The sequence below is a fragment of the Luteimonas huabeiensis HB2 genome (genome assembly GCF_000559025.1).
GTDB lineage: Bacteria > Pseudomonadota > Gammaproteobacteria > Xanthomonadales > Xanthomonadaceae > Luteimonas > Luteimonas huabeiensis.
The window spans coordinates 90174-111390 of record NZ_JAAN01000032.1 but is presented as its reverse complement, the minus strand read 5'-3'; the positions used below and the strand labels follow the sequence as shown (position 1 = coordinate 111390).

18 protein-coding genes, 5 tRNA genes and 1 other RNA gene are annotated in these 21217 nt (G+C 71.1%); 20 read left to right on the top strand and 4 right to left on the bottom strand.

Annotation, left to right across the window (positions count from 1 at the left end):
• Positions 1-103 precede the first annotated feature (103 nt).
• From Z164_RS0113700 to hemA, 4 genes are all read right to left on the bottom strand, one after another.
• Positions 104-1828, bottom strand: a complete 1725-nt coding sequence (locus Z164_RS0113700; protein ID WP_024891254.1) for an O-linked N-acetylglucosamine transferase, SPINDLY family protein — start codon at positions 1826-1828, stop codon at positions 104-106.
• The gene (locus tag Z164_RS0113695; protein WP_024891253.1) at positions 1825-2280 is read right to left on the bottom strand and encodes a GNAT family N-acetyltransferase; all 456 of its coding nucleotides are present in this window, start codon (positions 2278-2280) and stop codon (positions 1825-1827) included. The genes Z164_RS0113700 and Z164_RS0113695 overlap by 4 nt, the downstream gene beginning before the upstream one ends.
• 95 nt (positions 2281-2375) lie before the next feature.
• Positions 2376-3461: a peptide chain release factor 1 gene (gene prfA, locus Z164_RS0113690; RefSeq protein WP_024891252.1), complete on the bottom strand. Its 1086-nt coding sequence runs from the start codon at positions 3459-3461 to the stop codon at positions 2376-2378.
• Positions 3433-4713 (bottom strand): glutamyl-tRNA reductase, encoded by a 1281-nt coding sequence (gene hemA, locus Z164_RS0113685; RefSeq protein ID WP_024891251.1) that lies wholly within the window; start codon positions 4711-4713, stop codon positions 3433-3435. Before hemA ends, prfA begins: the two co-directional genes overlap by 29 nt.
• A gap of 78 nt (positions 4714-4791) precedes the next feature.
• Between hemA and Z164_RS0113680 the strand changes: the two genes are divergently transcribed.
• From Z164_RS0113680 to rpoB, 20 genes are all read left to right on the top strand, one after another.
• The gene (locus Z164_RS0113680; RefSeq protein WP_024891250.1) at positions 4792-6468 is read left to right on the top strand and encodes a tetratricopeptide repeat protein; all 1677 of its coding nucleotides are present in this window, start codon (positions 4792-4794) and stop codon (positions 6466-6468) included.
• Entirely contained in the window at positions 6465-7130 is a 666-nt protein-coding gene (gene lolB / locus Z164_RS0113675; protein ID WP_024891249.1) for a lipoprotein insertase outer membrane protein LolB, read from the top strand. Before Z164_RS0113680 ends, lolB begins: the two co-directional genes overlap by 4 nt.
• A complete protein-coding gene (gene ispE / locus Z164_RS0113670) occupies positions 7127-8011 on the top strand; it encodes a 4-(cytidine 5'-diphospho)-2-C-methyl-D-erythritol kinase (RefSeq protein ID WP_043690140.1) in 885 nt (294 codons plus the stop codon). The genes lolB and ispE overlap by 4 nt, the downstream gene beginning before the upstream one ends.
• A 69-nt stretch (positions 8012-8080) precedes the next feature.
• Positions 8081-8157, top strand: a tRNA-Gln gene (locus Z164_RS0113665).
• Positions 8158-8215: 58 nt separating this feature from the next.
• Entirely contained in the window at positions 8216-9175 is a 960-nt protein-coding gene (locus Z164_RS0113660) for a ribose-phosphate diphosphokinase (protein ID WP_024891247.1), read from the top strand.
• Positions 9176-9353: 178 nt separating this feature from the next.
• Entirely contained in the window at positions 9354-9995 is a 642-nt protein-coding gene (locus tag Z164_RS0113655) for a 50S ribosomal protein L25/general stress protein Ctc (protein ID WP_024891246.1), read from the top strand.
• Positions 9996-10037: 42 nt separating this feature from the next.
• Entirely contained in the window at positions 10038-10643 is a 606-nt protein-coding gene (gene pth / locus Z164_RS0113650; protein WP_024891245.1) for an aminoacyl-tRNA hydrolase, read from the top strand.
• A 105-nt stretch (positions 10644-10748) separates the two neighbouring features.
• Positions 10749-11840 (top strand): redox-regulated ATPase YchF, encoded by a 1092-nt coding sequence (gene ychF, locus Z164_RS0113645; protein ID WP_024891244.1) that lies wholly within the window; start codon positions 10749-10751, stop codon positions 11838-11840.
• Between the two features lie 154 nt (positions 11841-11994).
• A tRNA-Tyr gene (locus tag Z164_RS0113640) sits at positions 11995-12080 on the top strand.
• A 42-nt stretch (positions 12081-12122) separates the two neighbouring features.
• Positions 12123-12259: non-coding RNA, RtT sRNA (locus Z164_RS21990), on the top strand.
• 47 nt (positions 12260-12306) lie between these two features.
• Positions 12307-12380 (top strand) — tRNA-Gly (locus tag Z164_RS0113635).
• Positions 12381-12490: 110 nt separating this feature from the next.
• Positions 12491-12566: transfer RNA gene (locus Z164_RS0113630), tRNA-Thr, on the top strand.
• A gap of 223 nt (positions 12567-12789) precedes the next feature.
• Positions 12790-12865: transfer RNA gene (locus tag Z164_RS0113625), tRNA-Trp, on the top strand.
• Positions 12866-12947: 82 nt separating this feature from the next.
• A complete protein-coding gene (gene secE, locus Z164_RS0113620) occupies positions 12948-13325 on the top strand; it encodes a preprotein translocase subunit SecE (protein ID WP_024891243.1) in 378 nt (125 codons plus the stop codon).
• A gap of 16 nt (positions 13326-13341) precedes the next feature.
• A complete protein-coding gene (gene nusG / locus Z164_RS0113615; protein WP_043690138.1) occupies positions 13342-13914 on the top strand; it encodes a transcription termination/antitermination protein NusG in 573 nt (190 codons plus the stop codon).
• A gap of 214 nt (positions 13915-14128) precedes the next feature.
• Positions 14129-14557 (top strand): 50S ribosomal protein L11, encoded by a 429-nt coding sequence (gene rplK, locus Z164_RS0113610; protein ID WP_024891241.1) that lies wholly within the window; start codon positions 14129-14131, stop codon positions 14555-14557.
• A 4-nt stretch (positions 14558-14561) separates the two neighbouring features.
• A complete protein-coding gene (rplA, locus tag Z164_RS0113605; protein WP_024891240.1) occupies positions 14562-15263 on the top strand; it encodes a 50S ribosomal protein L1 in 702 nt (233 codons plus the stop codon).
• A 435-nt stretch (positions 15264-15698) separates the two neighbouring features.
• Positions 15699-16223, top strand: a complete 525-nt coding sequence (rplJ, locus tag Z164_RS0113600) for a 50S ribosomal protein L10 (protein WP_024891239.1) — start codon at positions 15699-15701, stop codon at positions 16221-16223.
• A gap of 73 nt (positions 16224-16296) precedes the next feature.
• Positions 16297-16674 carry a 50S ribosomal protein L7/L12 gene (gene rplL, locus Z164_RS0113595; RefSeq protein ID WP_024891238.1) on the top strand — a complete coding sequence of 126 codons (378 nt, stop codon included), beginning with the start codon at positions 16297-16299 and terminating at the stop codon, positions 16672-16674.
• Positions 16675-17011: 337 nt separating this feature from the next.
• A complete protein-coding gene (gene rpoB / locus Z164_RS0113590) occupies positions 17012-21169 on the top strand; it encodes a DNA-directed RNA polymerase subunit beta (protein WP_024891237.1) in 4158 nt (1385 codons plus the stop codon).
• The last annotated feature ends 48 nt before the right edge of the window (positions 21170-21217 follow it).

The following is a 21217-nucleotide window of genomic DNA, read 5'->3' as shown; positions in this document are numbered from 1 at the left end:
GCGGGGGAAGGGAAAAGCAGAGTGCTCCCCGCTTGCGGGGGAAGGGAAAAACAGAGTGCTCCCCGCTTGCGGGGGAAGGAAAAGCAGCAGGGCCTCCGCAGGCCTATCGCAGCGGCGATGGCGCCTCGCCGCGGCGGTAGCGCGCGGACATCGCGCCGACGATGCGGGCGAAGTCGGCCGCGAACCCGGGCATGTCGAACAGGCCGGCGGTCTCGCGCTTCGCCTGCACCCGGCGGCGCAGCGCGCGCAGGGCGTCGGGGTCGCGGCCCAGCGCGACGGCGGCGGCGACGAAGGCGCCGTCGTCGGCGACGTTGAGCTCCGCCAGGCCCAGGTGATGGTTGAGGCTGGCGGCCACGCGCGCGGCGAAGGTGCCGCCCGGGCGGGTGAGGACCGGGCAGCCGGCCCACAGCGCGTCGGAGGCGGTGGTGTGCGCGTTGTAGGGGTTGCAGTCGAGGAACAGGTCGGCCAGGCGCAGGCGGGCGAGGTAGGCGGCCTGCGGCTGCTTGGGCATGAACACCAGCCGTGCCGGGTCCACGCCGGCCGCGCGCGCCGCCTCGCGCAGGCGGCGGTCGGCCTCGCCCGGGCCCGAGAGCAGCCACAGCACGCTGCCCGGCACCGCGCGCAGTACCGCCATCAGCCGTGCGAACGAGGCCGGGTTGAGCTTGTAGCTGTTGTTGAAGCAGCAGAACACGGTGCCGGTCTCCGGCAACCCGCATTCGGCGCGCGCCGGCGGCGGCGGGATCTCGCGCCGCGTATCGGACGGCTGGAAGCAGCGCGGCAGCCAGGCCGGCTGTTCGGAATGGTGCGCGGCCAGCGCCTCCGGCAGCACGATCCGGTCGGCCAGCACGTAGTCGATCCAGGGCGCGCCGCTGGTGCCGGGATAGGCCAGCCAGTTGACCTGCACCGGCGCCGGCCGCATCGCCAGCGCCTCCGGGCGGCCGCCGCCGCCCCAGCCGCGCAGGTCGAACAGGACCTCGATGCCGGCCTCGCGGATGCGCCCGGCGATCTGCGCGTGCGGCAGGTCGGCGACTTCGTGCAGGCCGTGCGCGGCCGCCTGCAGGCGCCGGCGGATCGCGCTGCCGTCGTCGCGGTTGAGCGCGAACAGGTGCAGTTCCGGGCCGCCGTGCGCGCGCAGCGCCTCGAAGAAGGCCGCGGTCAGCAGCCCGGTCGGGTGCGCGCCGAAGCCGTTGGACAGGAAACCCGCCCGCACGACCTCGCCGGGCGCGGGCGGGGCCGGCGGCGGCAGCGGGCGCACCCGCGCGGCCAGGTCGGCCGCGCGCAGGCGCGCGCAGGCCAGTTGCTCGGCGGCCGAGGCGTCCTCGCTGAGGAAGGCGAAGGGCTCGATCGCCGCTTGCCCGGCGGCGACCGCCTCGCGCACCTGCCGCGACAGCGCGTCGACCCCGCGCCAGTCGCACAGCCGGCGGCGCCAGGCCAGCAGGTAGGCGGCGATCTGCGGGTGCTGCGGCGCCAGCGCGTGCGCGCGGGCATAGGCCTGGTTGGCGTCCTCGGCACGGCCGGCGTCTTCCAGCGCGTGGGCCAGCCAGACCGCGATGCCGGCGTGTCCCGGCGCGCGCGCGGCGGCCGCGTGCAGCGCCCGCACGGCATCGTCGTGGCGGCCCAGCATCCACAGCCCGCGTCCCAGCCGCGCCAGCGCTTCCGGATGGCCCGGGGCCAGTTGCAGCGCGCGCTGCGCCGCGCCGGCCCCGTTGCGGGCATCGCCCGCCTCCAGCTCCGCGTCGGAGAGCAGGATCCAGGCCATCGCGTCCTGCGGCGCGCGCTGCACCGCCAGGCGCGCCTGCGCGCGCGGGTCGGTCGGGCTGGCGCTCATGCCGTGTCCAGCGGCAGGCGGAACCACAGCGTGCCATCGAAGCGCTGCCAGCCGGCGGCGCGGTAGAGGGCCTGCGCGGCGTGATTGTCCGGCGTGGTCTCCAGTTCCAGCCGCAGCGCGCCGTCGGCGCGGGCGAAGCCGGCGGCCGCGTCGAGCAGCGCGCGCGCCACTCCGCGGCGGCGCTGCGCCGGTTCGACGAACAGGTCGTTGAGCACCCAGACCCGGCCCAGCCGCACCGAGGAGAACATCGGGTACAGCTGCACGAAGCCGGCCGCCGTGCCCGCGCGCGAGGCCAGCAGCACCGCCGACTCGCCGCGCGCGAGGCGCTCGGCCAGGAACGCGCGGCTGCGCGCCGGCTCGTCGGGCTGGCCGCAGAAGGTGCGGTAGCGGTGGAACAGCGACGCGACGGCGTCGAGATCGTCGGGCGCGGCGCGGCGGAGGTCGGCGGGCATGGCGGTCGGTCGGGCGGGCGGGCGGCGCGCCATGCTCGCGCGTCGGCCGGCGCCTGTCACCCGTCGGCGGCGACGGCGTCGCGCCCCAGCGCTGCTCAGCCCGCCTCGGCGAGCCGCGCCAGTTCCTCGGCCTGGTGTTCCTGCGCCAGGCGCTCGATCAGCGGGTCGAGCGCGCCCTCGAGCACGTTCGGCAGGTCGTACAGGGTCAGGCCCTCGACGCGGTGGTCGGTGATGCGGCCCTGCGGGTAGTTGTAGGTACGGATGCGCTGGCTGCGGTCGCCGCTGCCCACCTGCAGCTTGCGCGTGGCCGCGGTGGCCGCGGCGCGGCGTGCGGCCTCGGCCTCGGCCAACATCGCGCGCAGGCGCTTCATCGCCTTGTCGCGGTTGGCGTGCTGCGAGCGCTCGGTCTGCGATTCCACCACCAGCCCGCTGGGCAGGTGGGTGATGCGGATCGCCGAGTCGGTCTTGTTGACGTGCTGGCCGCCGGCGCCGGACGAACGGAAGGTGTCCACCTTGAGGTCGGCGGGGTTGAGCTCCACCGGCTCGCCGTCTTCCTCCACCGGGATGATCGCCACCGTGGCCGCGGAGGTATGGATGCGGCCCTGCGATTCGGTCTCCGGGACGCGCTGCACGCGATGGGTGCCGGATTCGAACTTCAGCCGCGCGTAGGCGCCGGCGCCCTCCACGCGGGCGACGATCTCGCGGAAGCCGCCGTGCTCGCCGGGGCTGGCCGACTCCACGTCCACCCGCCAGCCCTGGCGCTCGGCGTAGCGGGCGTACATGCGGAACAGGTCGCCGGCGAAGATGGCGGCCTCGTCGCCGCCGGTGCCGGCGCGGATCTCGAGGTACAGGCCGCCCTCGTCGCGCGCGTCGCGCGGCACCAGCAGCGCGGTCAGTTCGGCGTCGAGCGCGTCCAGCCGCGCCTGCGCCGCGGCGATCTCCTCGTCGGCCAGTTCGGCCAGCTCCGGGTCGTCGCGCAGCGCCTGCGCGCCGGCCAGGTCCTGGCGCGCCTGGCGCTCGGCGGCGAGCGCGGCGGCCAGCGGCTCCAGGCGCGAGAATTCGCGCGAGAGGCTGCGGAAGCGCGTGGGGTCGGCGGCGACCTCCGGTTCGGCCAGCAGCCGTTCCAGTTCGTCCCGCCGCTCGGCCAGCGCCTCAAGCTTGCGGCGCAGGGTCGGCAGCATCGTCGGCGGGGGCGTGGGCGGGGCGCAGCGCGCGCTCGAGGGCGCGCGCCAGCTCGGGGTGGCCGCCGGCGGCGGTCTCGCGCACGGCGGCGGTCGGCGCATGCAGCAGGCGGTTGGTCAGCGTGTGGGCGAGCGATTCCAGCACCGCGTCCGGGTCGCGCCCGGCGGCCAGCTGCTGGCGCGCGCGCGCCAGGGCCTCGGCGCGCGCGCGCTCGCCGTGCGCGCGCAGCAGCTTCAGCGGCGCGTGGAAGGCGCTGGCCGCCAGCATCTCGTGGTAGCGCGACACCTGCAGGTCGATGATCGCCTCGGCCGCTTCGGCGGCCTCGCGGCGGTTGCGGCGGTTGTCCTCGACGGCCCGTTCCAGGTCGTCGACGGTGTACAGGTAGGCGTCCTTGAGCTCGCCGACGTCGGGCGCGATGTCGCGCGGCACCGCCAGGTCCATCAGCAGCATCGGCTTGTGCCGGCGCGCCTTCAGCGCCGCCTCGACCTGGGCGCGGTGCAGCACCGGCTCGCGGCTGGCGGTGGCCGAGAACACCACGTCGGCCTGCGAAAGGTGGCGGTCGAGATCCGGCAGCGGCAGTGCCACGCCACCGTGGCGCGAGGCCAGCGCCTGGGCGTGGGCGAGGGTGCGGTTGGCGACCAGCAGGCGGCGGGCATCGGCCTGCACCAGGTGCCGCGCGGCCAGCTCGATGGTCTCGCCGGCGCCGATCAGCAGCACGGTGGACTCCGACAGCCGCGCGAACGATTCCTGCGCCAGCCGCACCGCCAGCGAGGCCACCGACACCGGGCTGTTGCCGATCCGGGTCTCGCTGCGCGCGCGCTTGGCGGTCACGAAGGCGTGCTGGAACAGGCGGTCGAGGCGGCTGCCGAGGGTGCCGGCCGCCCGCGCCGCGGCCCAGGCCTGCTTCACCTGGCCCAGGATCTGCGGCTCGCCCAGCACCAGCGAGTCCAGGCCGGTGGCCACCCGGAACAGGTGCCGCGCCGCCTCGCTGCCGCGGTGGACGTACAGGTAGGCGCTGAGGTCGGCGTCGGGGCGCCGCGCGAGCCAGTCGGCCAGCGCCCGGCCGTCGTCGTCGGCGATCGCGTAGAGCTCGGTGCGGTTGCAGGTCGACAGCAGCGCCGCCTCGCGCACCGGCGGCAGCGCGCGCAGCGACGCCAGCGCCTCCGGCAGCCGATGCTCGGCGAAGGCCACCCGTTCGCGCAGGGCGACCGGCGCGCTCTGGTGGTTGATGCCGAGGGCGAAAAGGCTCATGACAGCGGGCGACGTGCGTTCAGGGGCTTGCGATAAGCTTGCGGCCGAACGCCGTATTTTACGGCCCGATCGTCCCCGATGCCCGTTTTCTCCGCTTTCGCCCGCCGACTTTCCGTTCTGGCCCTGGCCTTGGGGCTGCTGGCCGCCCCGGCCGCCGCCCGCGAGGCGATGCCCGCCGACCTGCTCGAGGCCGCCCTGTCCGGCGAGTTCGCCCTGCAGGCCGGTCGCCTGGAGGAGGCCGCCGACGCCTACCTGCGCGCCGCCCGCGCCGCCGATGGCGATGCCGCGCTGGCCGAGCGCGCGGTGCGCATCGCGCTGCTGGCCAACGACGACGCGCGCGCCGGCGAGGCGCTGCGGCTCTGGGCCCAGCGCGCGCCGCGCACGGTGGAGATGCGCGGCATCGAGGCCACGTGGCTGCTGCGCACCGGTCGCGAGCGCGCCGCGCGTCGCGAGCTGGTGGCGCTGCTGCGCGATCCCGATCCGGCCGGCTGGCGGCACGCGCTGGCCGCGCTGGGCACCGGCAGCCGCGATCCCGAGGCCGCCTCGCGCCTGCTGGACCGCCTGGTCGACAGCGGCGCGATCCCCAACGACCTGCAGGCCTGGCTGGCCTTCGGCGGCCTGGCCCAGCGGCTGGGCGGCGACGTCGCGCCGCGCATCCTCGACGAGGTGGTGAGGCGCTTCCCGGAGGAGCCGCGCGTGGCCCTGCTGCGCGCCGCCCAGCTGCGCGAGGACGGCGACGTCGAGGGCGCGCGCGCGGCGCTGGCGCCGGTCGAGGATCAGGCCCTGCGCTCGCCCGAGCTGCGGCTGGCGATCGCCGCCGAGTACGACAGCCTGGGCGCGCCCGCCGACGCCGCGCGGATCATGGGCATGGGGCCCCAGGACGAGCGCAGCTACGGCCTGCGGGCCTCGCTGCTGGTCAAGGCCGAGGACAAGCCGGCGCTCGAGGCGCTGTATGCCGAGCTGCGCGGCGAAGCCGCCGCCCCCGATCCCGGGCGGCGCCTGCTGCTGGGCCAGATGGCCGAGTACCTGGAACGCTACGAGGAAGCGCTGGAGTGGTACGAGAGCGTGCCCGGCGGCGAGCCGCGCAGCATCGCGCGGATGCGCGCCACCCGGGTGCTGTTCGAGCTGGGGCGCAAGGACGAGGCCTTCGCCGCCCTGCGCCGGATGCAAGGCGACGCCTCCGCCGACGAGGATCTGCGCCGCGACGCCTATCTGCTCGAAGCCGAGCTGCACCAGCAGGACGAGCGGCCCGACGCGGAGCTCGACGCCTACAACCGCGGCCTGGGCGCGCATCCCGACGACGGCGCGCTGCTCTATGCGCGCGCGCTGATGTGGGAGCGGCGCGACGACATCGCCCGCGCCGAGGCCGACCTGCGCCGGATCCTGGTGGCCGAGCCGGAGAACGTGGCCGCGCTCAACGCGCTGGGCTACACCCTGGCCGACCGCACCGACCGCTACCGCGAGGCGCTGGAGCTGATCGATCGCGCCCGCGTCGCCGAGCCCGACAACGCCGCGATCATCGACAGCTACGGCTGGGTGCTCTACCGGCTGGGCCGCAAGGCCGAGGCCCTGGTCGAGCTGCGTCGCGCCTGGACCCTGATGAAGGACGCCGAGGTCGCCGCGCACATCGCCGAGGTGCTGTGGTCCATGGGGCGCGAGGACGAGGCGCGGGAGTACTTCCGCCGCGCGATGGATCTCGATCCCGACAACCGCTCCCTGCGCCGGGCCCTGGAACACACCGGGGTGGACCTGTGAGGCGCGCGCGCCGCGGCGCGCTGCTGCTGCTCGCCGGCGCGCTGCTGGCCGGTTGCGCGACCACGCGGCCGGGCCCGGCGCCGGCCACGGTGGTGCTGTCCGGGCCGGCGCTCGCCGCCGCGACCGCCCGGCTGGAGGCGCGCGAGGCGGCGCTGCGCGCGCAGCCCGCGCTGGCCTTCAGCGGCCGGGTGGCCCTGTCCAAGGGCCGCGAGGGCGGCAACGGACGCATCGAGTGGCGTCAGCGCGGGGCCGACTATGCGGTCACCCTGAGCGCGCCGGTCACCCGCCAGAGCTGGCGCCTGACCGGCGGCCCGGCGGGCGCGCGCATCGAGGGCCTGGAGGGCGGGCCGCGCCAGGGCGCGGACGTCGGCCTGCTGCTGCACGAGGCCACCGGACTGGAGATCCCGGTCGCGGCGATGGCCGCCTGGGCGGCCGGCGCCCGCGCCGACGATGCGCGCTTCGGCGAGGCCGAGGTGGCCTTCGACGCCGAAGGGCGCCTCGCGCAACTGCGCCAGGACGGCTGGACCATCGACTATCTCGCCTGGCAGCCCGAGACCGGCGGCGCGCCGGCGTTGCCGCTGCGCGTGGACGCGCGGCGCGACGACGCCCGGGTGCGGCTGATCGTCGACGACTGGCGCCTGGGCGAGCCTGCGGCGCCGTGAGCCCGGAAGCGGGCCCGGTGGGCGGCGGCTGGAGCGCCTGGCCGGCGCCGGCGAAGCTGAATCTGTTCCTGCGGATCCTGGGGCGCCGCGACGACGGCTACCACGAGCTGCAGACGGTGTTCCGGTTGCTGGACTGGGGCGACACCGTGCACTTGCGGCCGCGCGACGACGGCCGGATCGTCCGCGCCGGCGACGGCCCGCACGGGGTGGCCGCGGAGGACGACCTTGCCGTGCGCGCGGCGAAACTTCTGGCAGCGTCGGCGAACGTCGGCCTCGGGGTCGACATCCGCGTCGAAAAGCGCATCCCGATGGGCGGCGGGTTCGGCGGCGGCTCGTCGGATGCCGCCACCGTGCTGCTCGCCCTGGATCGGCTGTGGGGGCTGGACTGGCCGCGCGAGCGGCTGGCCGCGCTGGGCCTGCAGCTCGGCGCCGACGTGCCGGTGTTCGTGCGCGGGGCCAATGCCTGGGCCGAGGGGGTGGGGGAGCGGCTGCTGCCGCTGGACCTGCCGCCGGCCTGGTACCTGCTCGCCGATCCCGGCGTCGGAGTGCCGACCGCGGCCCTGTTCGCCGATCCCGAATTGACGCGAAATGCTGCGCCCGCGACAATAGCCGACTTCGTTTCGGGTGCTCCGCTCGGCAATGCGTTCGAGCCGGTCCTGCGTCGCCGCGAACCGGCCGTCGAGGCCGCGCTCGCGGCGTTGTCGCGGGTGGGTCGCGCGCGGCTGACCGGAACCGGCAGCGGCTGCTTCGTCGAATTCGCCGACCGCGAAGACGCCGAGGCCGCGCGCGCCGCGCTGCCGCAGGGTCTCCGGGCCTGGGTGGTCGCCGGCGCCGCGCGCTCGCCGGTGCTCGAAAGGCTGGAACTGGGGATTCGGGATTAGGGAGTTCGTGGAAGCGCATCGCCGCGCCTTTTCGAACCCCCAGTCCCCAATCCCGAGTCCCGGCTCCCCAGGGGCGTCGCCAAGAGGTCCAAGGCACCGGGTTTTGATCCCGGCATTCGCAGGTTCGAATCCTGCCGCCCCTGCCATCCGGCAGGTCCATTCCCCCACCCGCTACGGTCAGAGCGACGCGGAGACGCCCCCAAAATGAAAGAAGATCGCAACCTCCTGATCTTCTCCGGCAACGCCAACAGGCCCCTGGTCCAGGCGGTGTGCCGCGAGCTCGGCACGCGCATGGGCAAGGCCCTGGTCTCGCGCTTCTCCGACGGCGAGGTGCAGGTCGAGATCGAGGAGAACGTGCGCCGGCAGGAGGTGTTCGTCATCCAGCCGACCTGCGCGCCCAGCGCCGAGCACCTGGTGGAGCTGGCGGTGCTGATCGACGCGCTCAAGCGCGCATCGGCCGCCAGCGTCACCGCGGTGATCCCGTACTTCGGCTATGCGCGGCAGGACCGCCGCCTGCGCTCCTCCCGGGTGCCGATCACCGCCAAGGTGGCGGCGAAGATGATCGGCTCGGTCGGCACCGACCGCGTGCTCACGGTGGACCTGCACGCCGACCAGATCCAGGGCTTCTTCGACATCCCGGTCGACAACGTGTACGCCTCGCCGCTGCTGCTGGCCGACATCTGGCGCGCGCACGGCACCGACAACCTGATCGTGGTCTCGCCCGACGTCGGCGGCGTGGTGCGCGCGCGCGCGATCGCCAAGCGCCTGGACGACGCGGACCTGGCCATCATCGACAAGCGTCGCCCGCGCGCCAACGTCGCCACGGTGATGAACATCATCGGCGACGTGCAGGGCAAGACCTGCGTGCTGGTGGACGACATCGTCGATACCGCCGGCACCCTGTGCGCGGCCGCGGCGGCGCTCAAGGAGAACGGCGCCACCAAGGTCGTGGCCTACTGCACCCACCCGGTGCTGTCGGGCGCGGCGATCGAGAACATCTCCAGGTCGCAGCTCGACGAGCTGGTGGTCACCGACACCATCCCGCTGTCGGATGCTGCGCGCCAGTGCGCGCAGATCCGCCAACTCAGCGTGGCCGAGCTGCTGGCCGAGACCATCCGCCGCGTGGCCTTCGGCGAGTCGGTCAGCTCGCTGTACGTGGATTGAGATCAGGGGCCGGAGGTCGGGGGCCAGAGGCCAGGGAAAAGTCGAAGCGCGTCGTCCTCGCGTTTTTCCCTGGCCTCTGGCTCCCGGTCTCCGGCCTCTCCCAATGGCTTCCCTGGTCGCGGGGGAGTCGCCAAACCGCCGCGAGGCGGATCATCGCAACATCGAAGAGTGATACGACATGTCCAATCATGAAATCTCGGTCGAGCGCCGCGAGGACGGGGGGAAGGGTGCGAGCCGCCGCCTCCGCCGCGCGGGCAAGATTCCGGCCGTCGTCTACGGCGGCGAGCTCGCCCCGGTCAACATCCAGCTCGACCACGAGAAGGTCTGGCTGGCCAGCCAGAACGAGTGGTTCTATTCCTCGATCCTGGACCTGAACCTCAACGGCGACGTGCAGCAGGTGCTGCTGCGCGACATGCAGCGTCATCCGTACAAGCAGCAGATCATGCACCTGGATTTCCAGCGCGTGAGCGAGAACGAGAAGCTGCGCACCGCCGTGCCGCTGCACTTCGTCAACGAGGACGTCTCGCCGGCCGGCAAGGCCGCCGACGTCATCGTGATGCACGAGCTCAACGAGGTCACCGTCAGCTGCCTGCCCAAGGACCTGCCGGAGTTCATCGAGGTCGACCTGGCCGAACTGGCGGTGGGCGACATCATCCATCTCTCGCAGCTCAAGCTGCCGCAGGGCGTGGAGATTCCCGAGCTGGCGCTGGGGCCGGACCACGACGTCGCCGTCGTCGTCGCCAAGCACGGGCGCGTCGAGGCCGAGCCGGAGGAGTCCGGCGAGGGCGGCGCCGAAGCCGAAGCCGGCAAGGGCGAGTGATCCCCGCGCGGGCGCGCGGTGCGCGCCCGCCGGTCCTTAGCGATGGACGGATTGCGACTGATCGTCGGGCTGGGCAACCCCGGCCCGGAACACGCGCGGACCCGGCACAACGCCGGGTTCCGCTTTGCCGACGCCGTGGCCGAGCGCTTCGGCGGCCGCTTCGGCGTCGAGGCCAAGCTGTTCGGCGAGACCGCACGCGTCGATATCGGCGGGCGACCGGTCTGGCTGCTCAAGCCCGCCACCTTCATGAACCTGTCCGGCAAGTCGGTGCTGGCCGCGCAGCGCTTCTGGAAGATCGAACCCGAACAGACCCTGGTCGTCCACGACGAGCTGGACCTGCCCCCGGGCGTGGCGCGGCTGAAGTTCGACGGCGGCCACGGCGGCCAGAACGGGCTGCGCGACATCATGCGCCTGCTCGGGCACGGTCGCTTCCACCGCCTGCGCATCGGCATCGGCCACCCCGGCAGCAAGGACAAGGTGACGCCCTGGGTGCTAGGCCGCGCCGGCACCGACGACGACATCCTGACCGGCCGCGCCATCGACGACGCGCTCGACGTGCTGCCGCTCGCGGTCTCGGGCAACTTCATGGACGCGATGACGCGGTTGCATACGCCCAGGGGCCAGGGGCCGGAGGCCAGGGGCCAGTAGCGCACCGCGTCGTCCGCGTATCCAATTACCTCACGTCTTGTGGAGTTCCGGTCTTGAACATCCTGCTTTTCCCAGGCCCCTGGCCCCTGATCCCTGGCCCCCGTCATGGGCATTAAATGCGGCATCGTCGGCCTGCCCAACGTCGGCAAGTCGACCCTCTTCAACGCGCTGACCAAGGCGGGCATCGCCGCGGCCAACTTCCCGTTCTGCACCATCGAGCCCAACGTCGGCGTGGTGCCGGTGCCCGACCCGCGCCTGGCCGAGCTGGCGGCGATCGTGAAGCCCGAGCGGGTGATCCCGACCGCGGTCGAGTTCGTGGACATCGCCGGCCTGGTCGCCGGCGCCGCCAGCGGCGAGGGCCTGGGCAACAAGTTCCTGGCCCACATCCGCGAGGTCGATGCGATCGCCCACGTGGTGCGCTGCTTCGAGCACGGCGACATCGTGCACGTCGCCGGCAAGGTCGATCCGATCTCCGACATCGACACCATCGACACCGAGCTGGCGCTGGCCGACCTGGAGTCGGTGGAGAAGGCGCTGCAGCGCGCCGAGCGCGCCGCCAAGGGCGGCGACAAGGAGGCCATCGCGCGCAGGCCGGTGCTGGAGATCCTGCAGAAGGCGCTGGCCGACGGCACGCCGGCGCGCGCCGCGGGCCTGGACGCCGAGGCGCGGGCGCTGGTGCGCGACCTGTTCCTGCTCACCCTGAAGCCGGTGATGTACGTGGCCAACGTGCTGGAGGACGGGTTCCACGACAATCCGCTGCTCGACGCGGTGCGCGAGCGCGCGCAACGCGAGGGCGCGGAAGTGGTGCCGGTGTCGGCGGCGATCGAGGAGGAACTGTCCCAGCTCGAGGACGCCGACCGCGACGCCTTCCTCGAGGATCTCGGCCTGGACGAGCCGGGCCTCAACCGGGTGATCCGCGCGGCCTACCGCCTGCTCGGCCTGCAGACCTATTTCACCGCCGGGGTCAAGGAAGTGCGCGCCTGGACCGTCAAGGCCGGGGCGACCGCGCCCCAGGCCGCGGCGGTGATCCATACCGACTTCGAGAAGGGCTTCATCCGCGCCGAGACCATCACCTACGACGACTTCGTCAAGTACCGCGGCGAGGCCGGCGCCCGCGATGCCGGGCGCCTGCGGCTGGAGGGCAAGGAGTACCGCGTGCAGGAAGGCGACGTGCTGCACTTCCGCTTCAACGTCTGACGCCTCGGCCGGGTCTGGGCGGGGGCGCCCGCAGCGCGTACACTGTCGCGCTTGCGCGAGACCCCCGGTCCTGTGCATCGGATGCCGGAATGCGTTGACAGCGCCTCCGGAAGGGGCGAAAATCGCGGGCTGTTTTCACCGGTTTCGATTCGGCGGAGGGATACCCAAGCGGCCAACGGGGGCAGACTGTAAATCTGCTGGCTTACGCCTTCGGTGGTTCGAATCCACCTCCCTCCACCAACGCGATACCTGCGGGCCGGCGACAGAGGCCCGCAAAGCTGGAACGAAGAGCCGTGGAGGTGGGTGAGAACCGCCGCCGTGGTTCGACGGAAGCGCCGGAGGGCGCTTCCGAACGCGCCGAAGGCGCGGCCCGGAGGGCGAGGGGTCGAAGGCCCCGAGTCATCCACCTCCCTCCACCAACGCGATACCCGCGGGCCGGCGACAGAGGCCCGCGAAAACCGCAGATGCGGGAGTAGTTCAATGGTAGAACCTCAGCCTTCCAAGCTGATGGTGCGGGTTCGATTCCCGTCTCCCGCTCCATTGGGCGCCCGCTGTCAGGCGGCTCGATTCACCCCGGCGCAGGACGCGGCGGGTGCGGTGCCCGGAACGCCGGGCGGCGCAGGCGGCGAGAAGGGACGGAACAACTCAGTGCTCACGTAGCTCAGTCGGTAGAGCACCTCCTTGGTAAGGAGGAGGTCGATGGTTCGATTCCATTCGTGAGCACCACCTTTCGCGGCAATCCAAATCAACTGTTCATTCGAGACACGCAACCATGGCCAAGGGTAAGTTCGAGCGCACCAAGGTGAGCAAGATCCTCAAGTGATCCGGGCGGCGGGCGCGCATCGCGAGCCCGCCGCTTCGCCGCGACCCGCGAGGCGGACCTGAGGAACCTCGGTCCGCCTTCGCCGTCTAAGGGCGGGTGCCGGGGCGAGCGTTCCGTTCCAGTTACACGCCAGTAGCTCAATTGGCAGAGCAGCGGTCTCCAAAACCGCAGGTTGGGGGTTCGAGTCCCTCCTGGCGTGCCAGTCGCATGCGGAACCCTCCGCACGAGCCCGCGCGGTCCCAGCGCGGACTTTCCCACGAAGAGCGAGAGCGAAAGCGTCAACGGTGAACAGCAGAGTCGAACAAACCAAGACGACCTCCAGCGGCGACATCGTCAAGTACGCCCTGGCGGTCGCGCTCGTCGCCGCCGGCGTGTTCGCGTTCTACTGGTTCGGCGCCTGGCCGGCCTGGGCGCGGATCGGCGCCGTGGTGGTGGGGGTGGGGGCGGGATTCGCCGTGTTCATGCTCAGTCTCAAGGGCGCCCAGACCCGCGAGTTCCTGGCCGAGACCCGCTTCGAGCTGCGCAAGGTGGTCTGGCCGACGCGCCAGGAGGCCACCCGCATGACCTGGGTGGTGATCGTGGCGGTCATCATCATCGCGCTGGTCCTGGCCGGCTTCGACACCGTCATCCAGTGGCTGCTGCGCGTGCTCCTGGGGCATTGAGGAGGTTTTGGACCTGATGGAAACGCAAGGCGACAAGCGCTGGTACGTGGTGCATGCCTATTCCGGCTTCGAGAAGTCGGTGGCGCAGGCGCTGCGCGACCGTATCGCGCGCGCAGGGATGCAGGACAAGTTCGGCGACGTGCTGGTCCCGACCGAGGAGGTCGTGGAGATGCGTTCCGGCCAGAAGCGGCGCTCCGAGCGCAAGTTCTTCCCGGGCTACGTGCTGGTGCAGATCGCCACCCACGACGAGGCCGGCATCCCGCGGATGGACAGCGAGAGCTGGCATCTGGTCAAGGAGACGCCGAAGGTGATGGGCTTCATCGGCGGTACCGCCGACCGCCCGCTGCCGATCCGCGACGAGGAGGCCGACGTGATCCTCCAGCGCGTCCAGGACGGCGTCGAGAAGCCGCGCCCGAAGGTGCTGTTCGAGGCCGGCCAGATGGTCCGCGTCATCGACGGCCCGTTCAACGATTTCAACGGCGTGGTCGAGGAAGTCAACTACGAGAAGAGCCGGCTGCGCGTGGCGGTGCTGATCTTCGGCCGCTCCACCCCGGTGGAGCTGGAGTTCGGGCAGGTGGAGAAGGCCTGACCGCGGGTGCGGCGCCGGTTTCCCCGGCGCCACGAAACCTGTTATAGTGCGCGGCTCACTGTCCGGTCGAGCCGGGCATCCGCATTGGCCGCCGCCCTGGCGGCCTTTTGCGCGAGCGGCGGCGCGATGCCGGGATGCGTGCCGCTCTGGATGACGTTGTTCCCGGCCCGATGGGGAGCCTGAACAGGCGCTTGCACCCGGAGAGCACACAGAAATGGCGAAGAAAGTCGTCGGTTACATCAAGCTGCAGGTGAAGGCCGGTCAGGCCAACCCCTCGCCGCCGGTCGGTCCCGCGCTGGGCCAGCGCGGCCTGAACATCATGGAGTTCTGCAAGGCGTTCAACGCCGCCACGCAGAAGCTCGAGCCGGGCCTGCCGATCCCTGTGGTCATCACCGCCTATTCGGACCGCACCTTCACCTTCATCACCAAGACCCCGCCGGCGACGATCCTGCTGAAGAAGGCCGCGGGCGTCCAGTCCGGCTCCAAGCGTCCCAACACCGAGAAGGTGGGCAAGGTGACGCGCAAGCAGCTGGAGGAGATCGCCAAGGCGAAGGAACCCGATCTGACCGCGGCCGATCTGGAAGCGGCGGTGCGCACCATCGCGGGCTCGGCCCGTTCGATGGGTCTGACGGTGGAGGGCTGAGATCATGGCGAAGCAGACCAAGCGGCAGCAGGCCATCAAGGCCGCGGTGCAACCCGGCAAGGCCTACGCGATCGACGAGGCGTTGAAGATCGTCAAGGAACTCAGCACCGCCAAGTTCCCCGAGGCCGTGGACGTGGCCGTGCGCCTGGGCGTGGACGCGCGCAAGTCCGACCAGCAGGTGCGTGGCTCGACCGTGCTGCCCGAGGGCACCGGCAAGACCGTGCGCGTGGCGGTGTTCGCGCCGGCCGGCGCCAAGGCCGACGAGGCCCTGGCCGCGGGCGCCGATGCCGTGGGCATGGAAGACCTGGCCGAGAAGATGCAGGCCGGCGACCTCAACTACGACGTGGTCATCGCCACCCCGGACGCCATGCGCGTGGTCGGCAAGCTCGGCACGCTGCTGGGCCCGCGCGGCCTGATGCCCAACCCGAAGGTCGGCACCGTGTCGCCGAACCCCGGCGAGGCGGTCAAGAACGCCAAGGGCGGCCAGGTGCGCTACCGCACCGACAAGGCCGGCATCATCCACTGCACCATCGGCAAGGCCGACTTCGAGGCCGATCGGCTGAAGACCAACCTGCAGGCGCTGCTGGCCGACCTGGTCAAGGCCAAGCCGGCGACCGCCAAGGGCACCTACCTGCAGAAGATCTCGCTGAGCTCGACCATGGGCCCCGGCGTCACCGTCGACCAGTCGTCGCTGTCGCTGAAGTAAGGCATCACGCAGTACCGGGCGGGCCGCGCGCGTCGCGCCCGCTCGCCAATTTTGAGGGCATCGCAACGGGTCTTCGGGCCTTGCGCGGCGCCGTCAAAGACCGCAGGCGCGGTCGGCCACGCAACGGCGACGGGCACGGACGCTCGATTGGCAACGGAATCGCCGCCGATGCGGGGGACGGCCGCTTAATCCCGGGCGCGCGAGCGCCCAGGCCTGCGTAGATGGTCGCCGACCCTCCAAGAGGCTTTGGAAACGGCTGCCACCCGGAAGGCCGCGAGGCTTTCCCGGCATCGACGGACCGGTGCCGCTCGAGGACCGCAAGCGGCAGGAGCCGCGAGCGGAGTTCCGAAGCCGGGCCGACGGCCGGGACGGACGGGATCCCATCCCGGTCCCGTTCCCGGATCCGGAGTCCCGGCTTCAAAACGGAGGAGTGCAATGGCTCTCAATCTGAACCAGAAGAAGGAAGTCGTTGCCGAACTGGCCGAGGTCGCCGCATCGGCGCACTCGCTGGTCGCCGCGGAGTACATGGGTCTGACGGTCGGGCAACTGACCGACCTGCGCAAGAAGGCGCGCGAGAGCGGGGTCTACCTGAAGGTAGCGAAGAACACCCTGGTCTCGCGTGCGGTAGCCGACACCGACTACGCCGTCATCGCCGACGAGCTGACCGGTCCGCTGCTGTACGCCTTCTCGAAGGAAGACCCGGGCGCCGCCGGCCGCCTCATCAAGGATTTCGCCAAGACCGCAGACAAGCTGAAGCCGCGCCTGGTTTCGGTGGGCGGGCAGAAGTACCCGGGCTCCCACGTGGACGTCCTGGCATCGCTGCCGACCCGCGAGCAGGCGCTGGCGATGCTGGTCGGCATGATGGCCCAGCCGGCCACCATGCTCGCCCGCGTCCTGGCCGAGCCCGCCGCCTCCGCCGCCCGCGTGATCAACGCGGTCGGCCAGGCCAAGGCCGCCTGAAATCCCCGGTGAGTCCCACGTTCGGTACGCATCCGACAGCCGTTTCGTCAACAGTCAACCGCAGGTAATCACAATGTCCCTTTCCAACGAAGAAATCCTGGAAGCCATCGGCAGCAAGTCCCTCGTCGAGGTGATGGAGCTGGTCAAGGCGTTCGAAGAGAAGTTCGGCGTGTCCGCCGCCGCCCCGGTCGCCGTGGCCGCCGGCCCGGCCGCCGCCGCCGCTCCCGCCGCCGAGGAGCAGACCGAGTTCACCGTCGTCCTGAAGGCCGCCGGCGAGAAGAAGGTCGAGGTCATCAAGGTGGTCCGCGCGATCACCGGCCTGGGCCTGAAGGAGGCCAAGGACCTGGTCGAGGGCGCGCCGAAGGACGTGAAGGAAGGCGTCTCGAAGGAAGAAGCCGAGAAGATCAAGAAGGATCTCGAGGCTGCCGGCGCCACCGCCGAGCTGAAGTAAGCGCTCCTTGCGTCGCCCGACCCCGTCAGGCGACCACCCGAGGCCGGGGGCGAAAGCCCCCGGCCTTTGGCCGTTGTTGCGACGGCCGGGATTCGGGATTGCGGGTTCGGGATCGGCCAGGCATGAGGATTCCTCTGCTGGTCCGGATCCGGAATCTCCAATCCCGAATCTCTGCTCCTAAGACGAGTCGCCAGTAGGAAGTAGCGGGAGAGGGCGTGCTGGTGCCGGCAATACCAGCGACTTCCCACTGGCGGTTTCCCCCAGGGCCATCCATGCGATGGCCGGTCCCCAGGGTCGCGGACGCGCGGCCCGTCGATGCCAAAGGCGGTCATATCCCATGACGACAACGTATTCCTTCACCGAAAAGAAGCGCATCCGCAAGGATTTCGGCAAGCGCGGCAGCATCATCGAGGTGCCGTTCCTGCTCGCGATCCAGGTCGATTCCTACCGCGAGTTCCTGCAGGCCGACGTGGATCCGGCCCGGCGCGAGGATCGCGGCCTGCACGCCGCGCTGAATTCGGTGTTCCCGATCGTCAGCTACAACGGCTACGCAGCGCTGGAATACGTCGGCTACAAGCTCGGCGAGCCGGTGTTCGACGAGCGCGAGTGCCGCAACCGCGGCCTGTCCTACGGCGCCCCGCTGCGCGTGACCGTGCGCCTGGTCATCTACGACCGCGAGTCGTCCAGCAAGGCCATCAAGTACGTGAAGGAGCAGGAGGTCTACATGGGCGAGATCCCGCTCATGACCGAGAACGGCACCTTCATCGTCAACGGCACCGAGCGCGTCATCGTCTCCCAGCTGCACCGTTCGCCGGGCGTGTTCTTCGACCACGACCGCGGCAAGACCCACAGCTCGGGCAAGCTGCTGTACTCCGCGCGCATCATCCCCTACCGCGGCTCCTGGCTGGACTTCGAGTTCGACCCGAAGGACGCGCTGTTCACCCGCATCGACCGTCGCCGCAAGCTGCCGGTGTCGATCCTGCTGCGCGCGCTGGGCTACTCCAACGAGGAGATGCTCAACGAGTTCTTCGAGATCAACACCTTCCACATCGACCCCAAGGAAGGCGTGCAGCTGGAGCTGGTGCCCGAGCGCCTGCGCGGCGAGACGCTGGACTTCGACCTGGCCGACGGCGAGACGGTGATCGTCGAGGCCGGCAAGCGCATCACCGCGCGCCACATCAAGCAGCTCGAGGCGTCCGGGATCGCCGCGCTGGCGGTGCCCGACGAGTACCTGCTGGGCCGCATCCTGTCGCACGACGTGGTCGATCCCGCCACCGGCGAGCTGCTGGCCTCGGCCAACGACGAGATCAACGACGAGCAGCTGGCGGCCTTCCGCAAGGCCGGCGTCGAGACCATCGGCACGATCTGGGTCAACGACCTGGACCGCGGTCCGTACATCTCCAATACGCTGCGCATCGACCCGACCCGCACCCAGCTCGAGGCGCTGGTCGAGATCTACCGCATGATGCGCCCCGGCGAGCCGCCGACCAAGGACGCCGCGCAGAACCTGTTCCACAACCTGTTCTTCACCTTCGAGCGCTACGACCTCTCGGCCGTGGGCCGGATGAAGTTCAACCGCCGCCTCGGCCGCAAGGAGACCGAGGGCGCGGCCGTGCTCTACGACGCCAAGTACTACGCCGAGCGCAAGGACGAGGATTCCGCGCGCCTGCGCGAGCAGTACGGCGACACCTCCGACATCCTCGACGTGATCCGCGTGCTGACCGAGATCCGCAACGGCCGCGGCACCGTGGACGACATCGATCACCTCGGCAACCGCCGCGTGCGCTCGGTGGGCGAGATGGCCGAGAACGTGTTCCGCGTCGGCCTGGTGCGCGTCGAGCGCGCCGTGCGCGAGCGCCTGACCATGGCCGAGGCCGATGGCCTGACCCCGCAGGAACTGATCAACGCCAAGCCGGTCGCGGCCGCGGTCAAGGAGTTCTTCGGCTCCTCGCAGCTGTCGCAGTTCATGGACCAGAACAACCCGCTGTCCGAGGTCACCCACAAGCGCCGCGTCTCGGCGCTCGGCCCGGGCGGCCTGACCCGCGAGCGCGCCGGCTTCGAGGTGCGCGACGTGCACCCGACCCACTACGGCCGCGTGTGCACCATCGAGACCCCGGAAGGCCCGAACATCGGCCTGATCAACTCGCTGGCGGTGTTCGCCCGCACCAACCGCTACGGCTTCCTGGAGACGCCGTACCGCCGGGTGGTGGACGGCAAGGTGACCGACGAGATCGAGTTCCTCTCGGCGATCGAGGAGAACGAGTACGTCATCGCCCAGGCCAACGCGCCGCAGGACGAGCACGGCAACCTCAACGCCCAGTTCGTGGACTGCCGCTTCCAGGGCGAGTCGCTGCTGAAGCCGCCGTCCGAGGTCGACTTCATGGACGTCTCGCCGATGCAGACCGTCTCGGTCGCGGCGGCGCTGGTGCCGTTCCTGGAGCACGACGACGCCAACCGCGCGCTGATGGGCGCCAACATGCAGCGCCAGGCGGTGCCGACGCTGCGCGCGCAGAAGCCGCTGGTCGGCACCGGCATCGAGCGCGCGGTGGCGCGCGACTCGGGCGTGACGGTGAACGCGCGCCGCGGCGGCGTGATCGAGCAGGTCGACGCGGGCCGCATCGTGGTCAAGGTGAACGAGGACGAGATCTCCGGCGGCACCGACGCCGGCGTCGACATCTACACCCTGATCAAGTACACCCGCTCCAACCAGAACACCTGCATCAACCAGCGCCCGCTGGTGGCGGTGGGCGACGTGGTCGCCCGCGGCGACGTGCTGGCCGACGGCCCCTCGACCGACATCGGCGAGCTGGCGCTCGGGCAGAACATGCTGGTCGCGTTCATGCCCTGGAACGGCTACAACTTCGAGGACTCGATCCTGCTGTCCGAGCGCGTGGTCCAGGAAGACCGCTACACGACGATCCACATCGAGGAGCTCACCTGCGTCGCCCGCGACACCAAGCTGGGCCCGGAGGAGATCTCGGCCGACATCCCGAACGTCTCCGAGCAGGCGCTCAACCGCCTCGACGAGTCGGGCGTGGTGTACATCGGCGCCGAGGTCCGCGCCGGCGACATCCTGGTCGGCAAGGTGACGCCGAAGGGCGAGAGCCAGCTCACCCCCGAGGAGAAGCTGCTGCGGGCGATCTTCGGCGAGAAGGCTTCCGACGTGAAGGACAGCTCGCTGCGCGTGCCGCCGGGCATGGACGGCACCGTCATCGACGTGCAGGTCTTCACCCGCGACGGCATCGAGAAGGACAAGCGCGCGCGCCAGATCGAGGAGTCCGAGATCAAGCGCGTCAAGAAGGACTTCGACGACCAGTTCCGCATCCTCGAAAGCGCGATCTACGCGCGCCTGAAGTCGCAGCTGCTGGGCAAGATCGCCAACGGCGGCCCCGGCGTGAAGAAGGGCGACACCGTGACCTCCGAGGTGCTCAACGCGCTGAAGAAGTCCGACTGGTTCGCGCTGCGGATGAAGGACGCCGACGCGGTCGAGGCGATCGAGCGCGCGCAGATGCAGATCGACGCGCACCGCAAGGAGTTCGACAAGCGCTTCGAGGACAAGCGCGGCAAGATCACCCAGGGCGACGACCTCGCCCCGGGCGTGCTGAAGATGGTCAAGGTGTTCCTGGCGGTGAAGCGCCGCATCCAGCCGGGCGACAAGATGGCCGGCCGCCACGGCAACAAGGGCGTGGTGTCCAACATCGTGCCGGTGCAGGACATGCCATACATGGCCGACGGCCAGACCGTCGACATCGTGCTCAACCCGCTGGGCGTGCCGAGCCGCATGAACATCGGCCAGATCCTGGAGGTCCACCTGGGGTGGGCGGCCAAGGGCCTGGGCGAGAAGATCCAGCGCATGCTCGACGCGCAGCGTGCGGTCTCCGAGCTGCGGGAGTTCCTCGGCCAGATCTACAACCACGACAGCGACGTGCTCGGCGAGCGCGTGGACCTGTCGCAGTTCAGCGACGAGGAGCTGCTGACCCTGGCCAGGAACCTCACCGACGGCGTGCCGATGGCGACCCCGGTGTTCGACGGCGCGGCCGAGTCCGAGATCAAGAAGATGCTCGAACTCGCCGACCTGCCGGTCAGCGGCCAGACCCAGCTCTACGACGGCCGCACCGGCGACGCGTTCGAGCGCAAGGTGACCGTGGGCTACATGCACATGCTCAAGCTCAACCACCTGGTCGACGACAAGATGCACGCCCGCTCGACCGGCCCGTACTCGCTCGTCACCCAGCAGCCGCTGGGCGGCAAGGCGCAGTTCGGCGGCCAGCGCTTCGGCGAGATGGAAGTCTGGGCGCTGGAAGCCTACGGCGCGGCCTACACCCTGCAGGAAATGCTGACGGTGAAGTCCGACGACGTGCAGGGCCGCAACCAGATGTACAAGAACATCGTCGACGGCGAACACGAGATGGTCGCCGGCATGCCGGAGTCGTTCAACGTGCTGGTCAAGGAAATCCGCTCGCTGGCCATCAACATGGAGCTGGAGGAGCACTGAGGCCAGAGGTCAGGGGCCAGGGGCCGGGAAGAAGCAGCGATGCGCGCT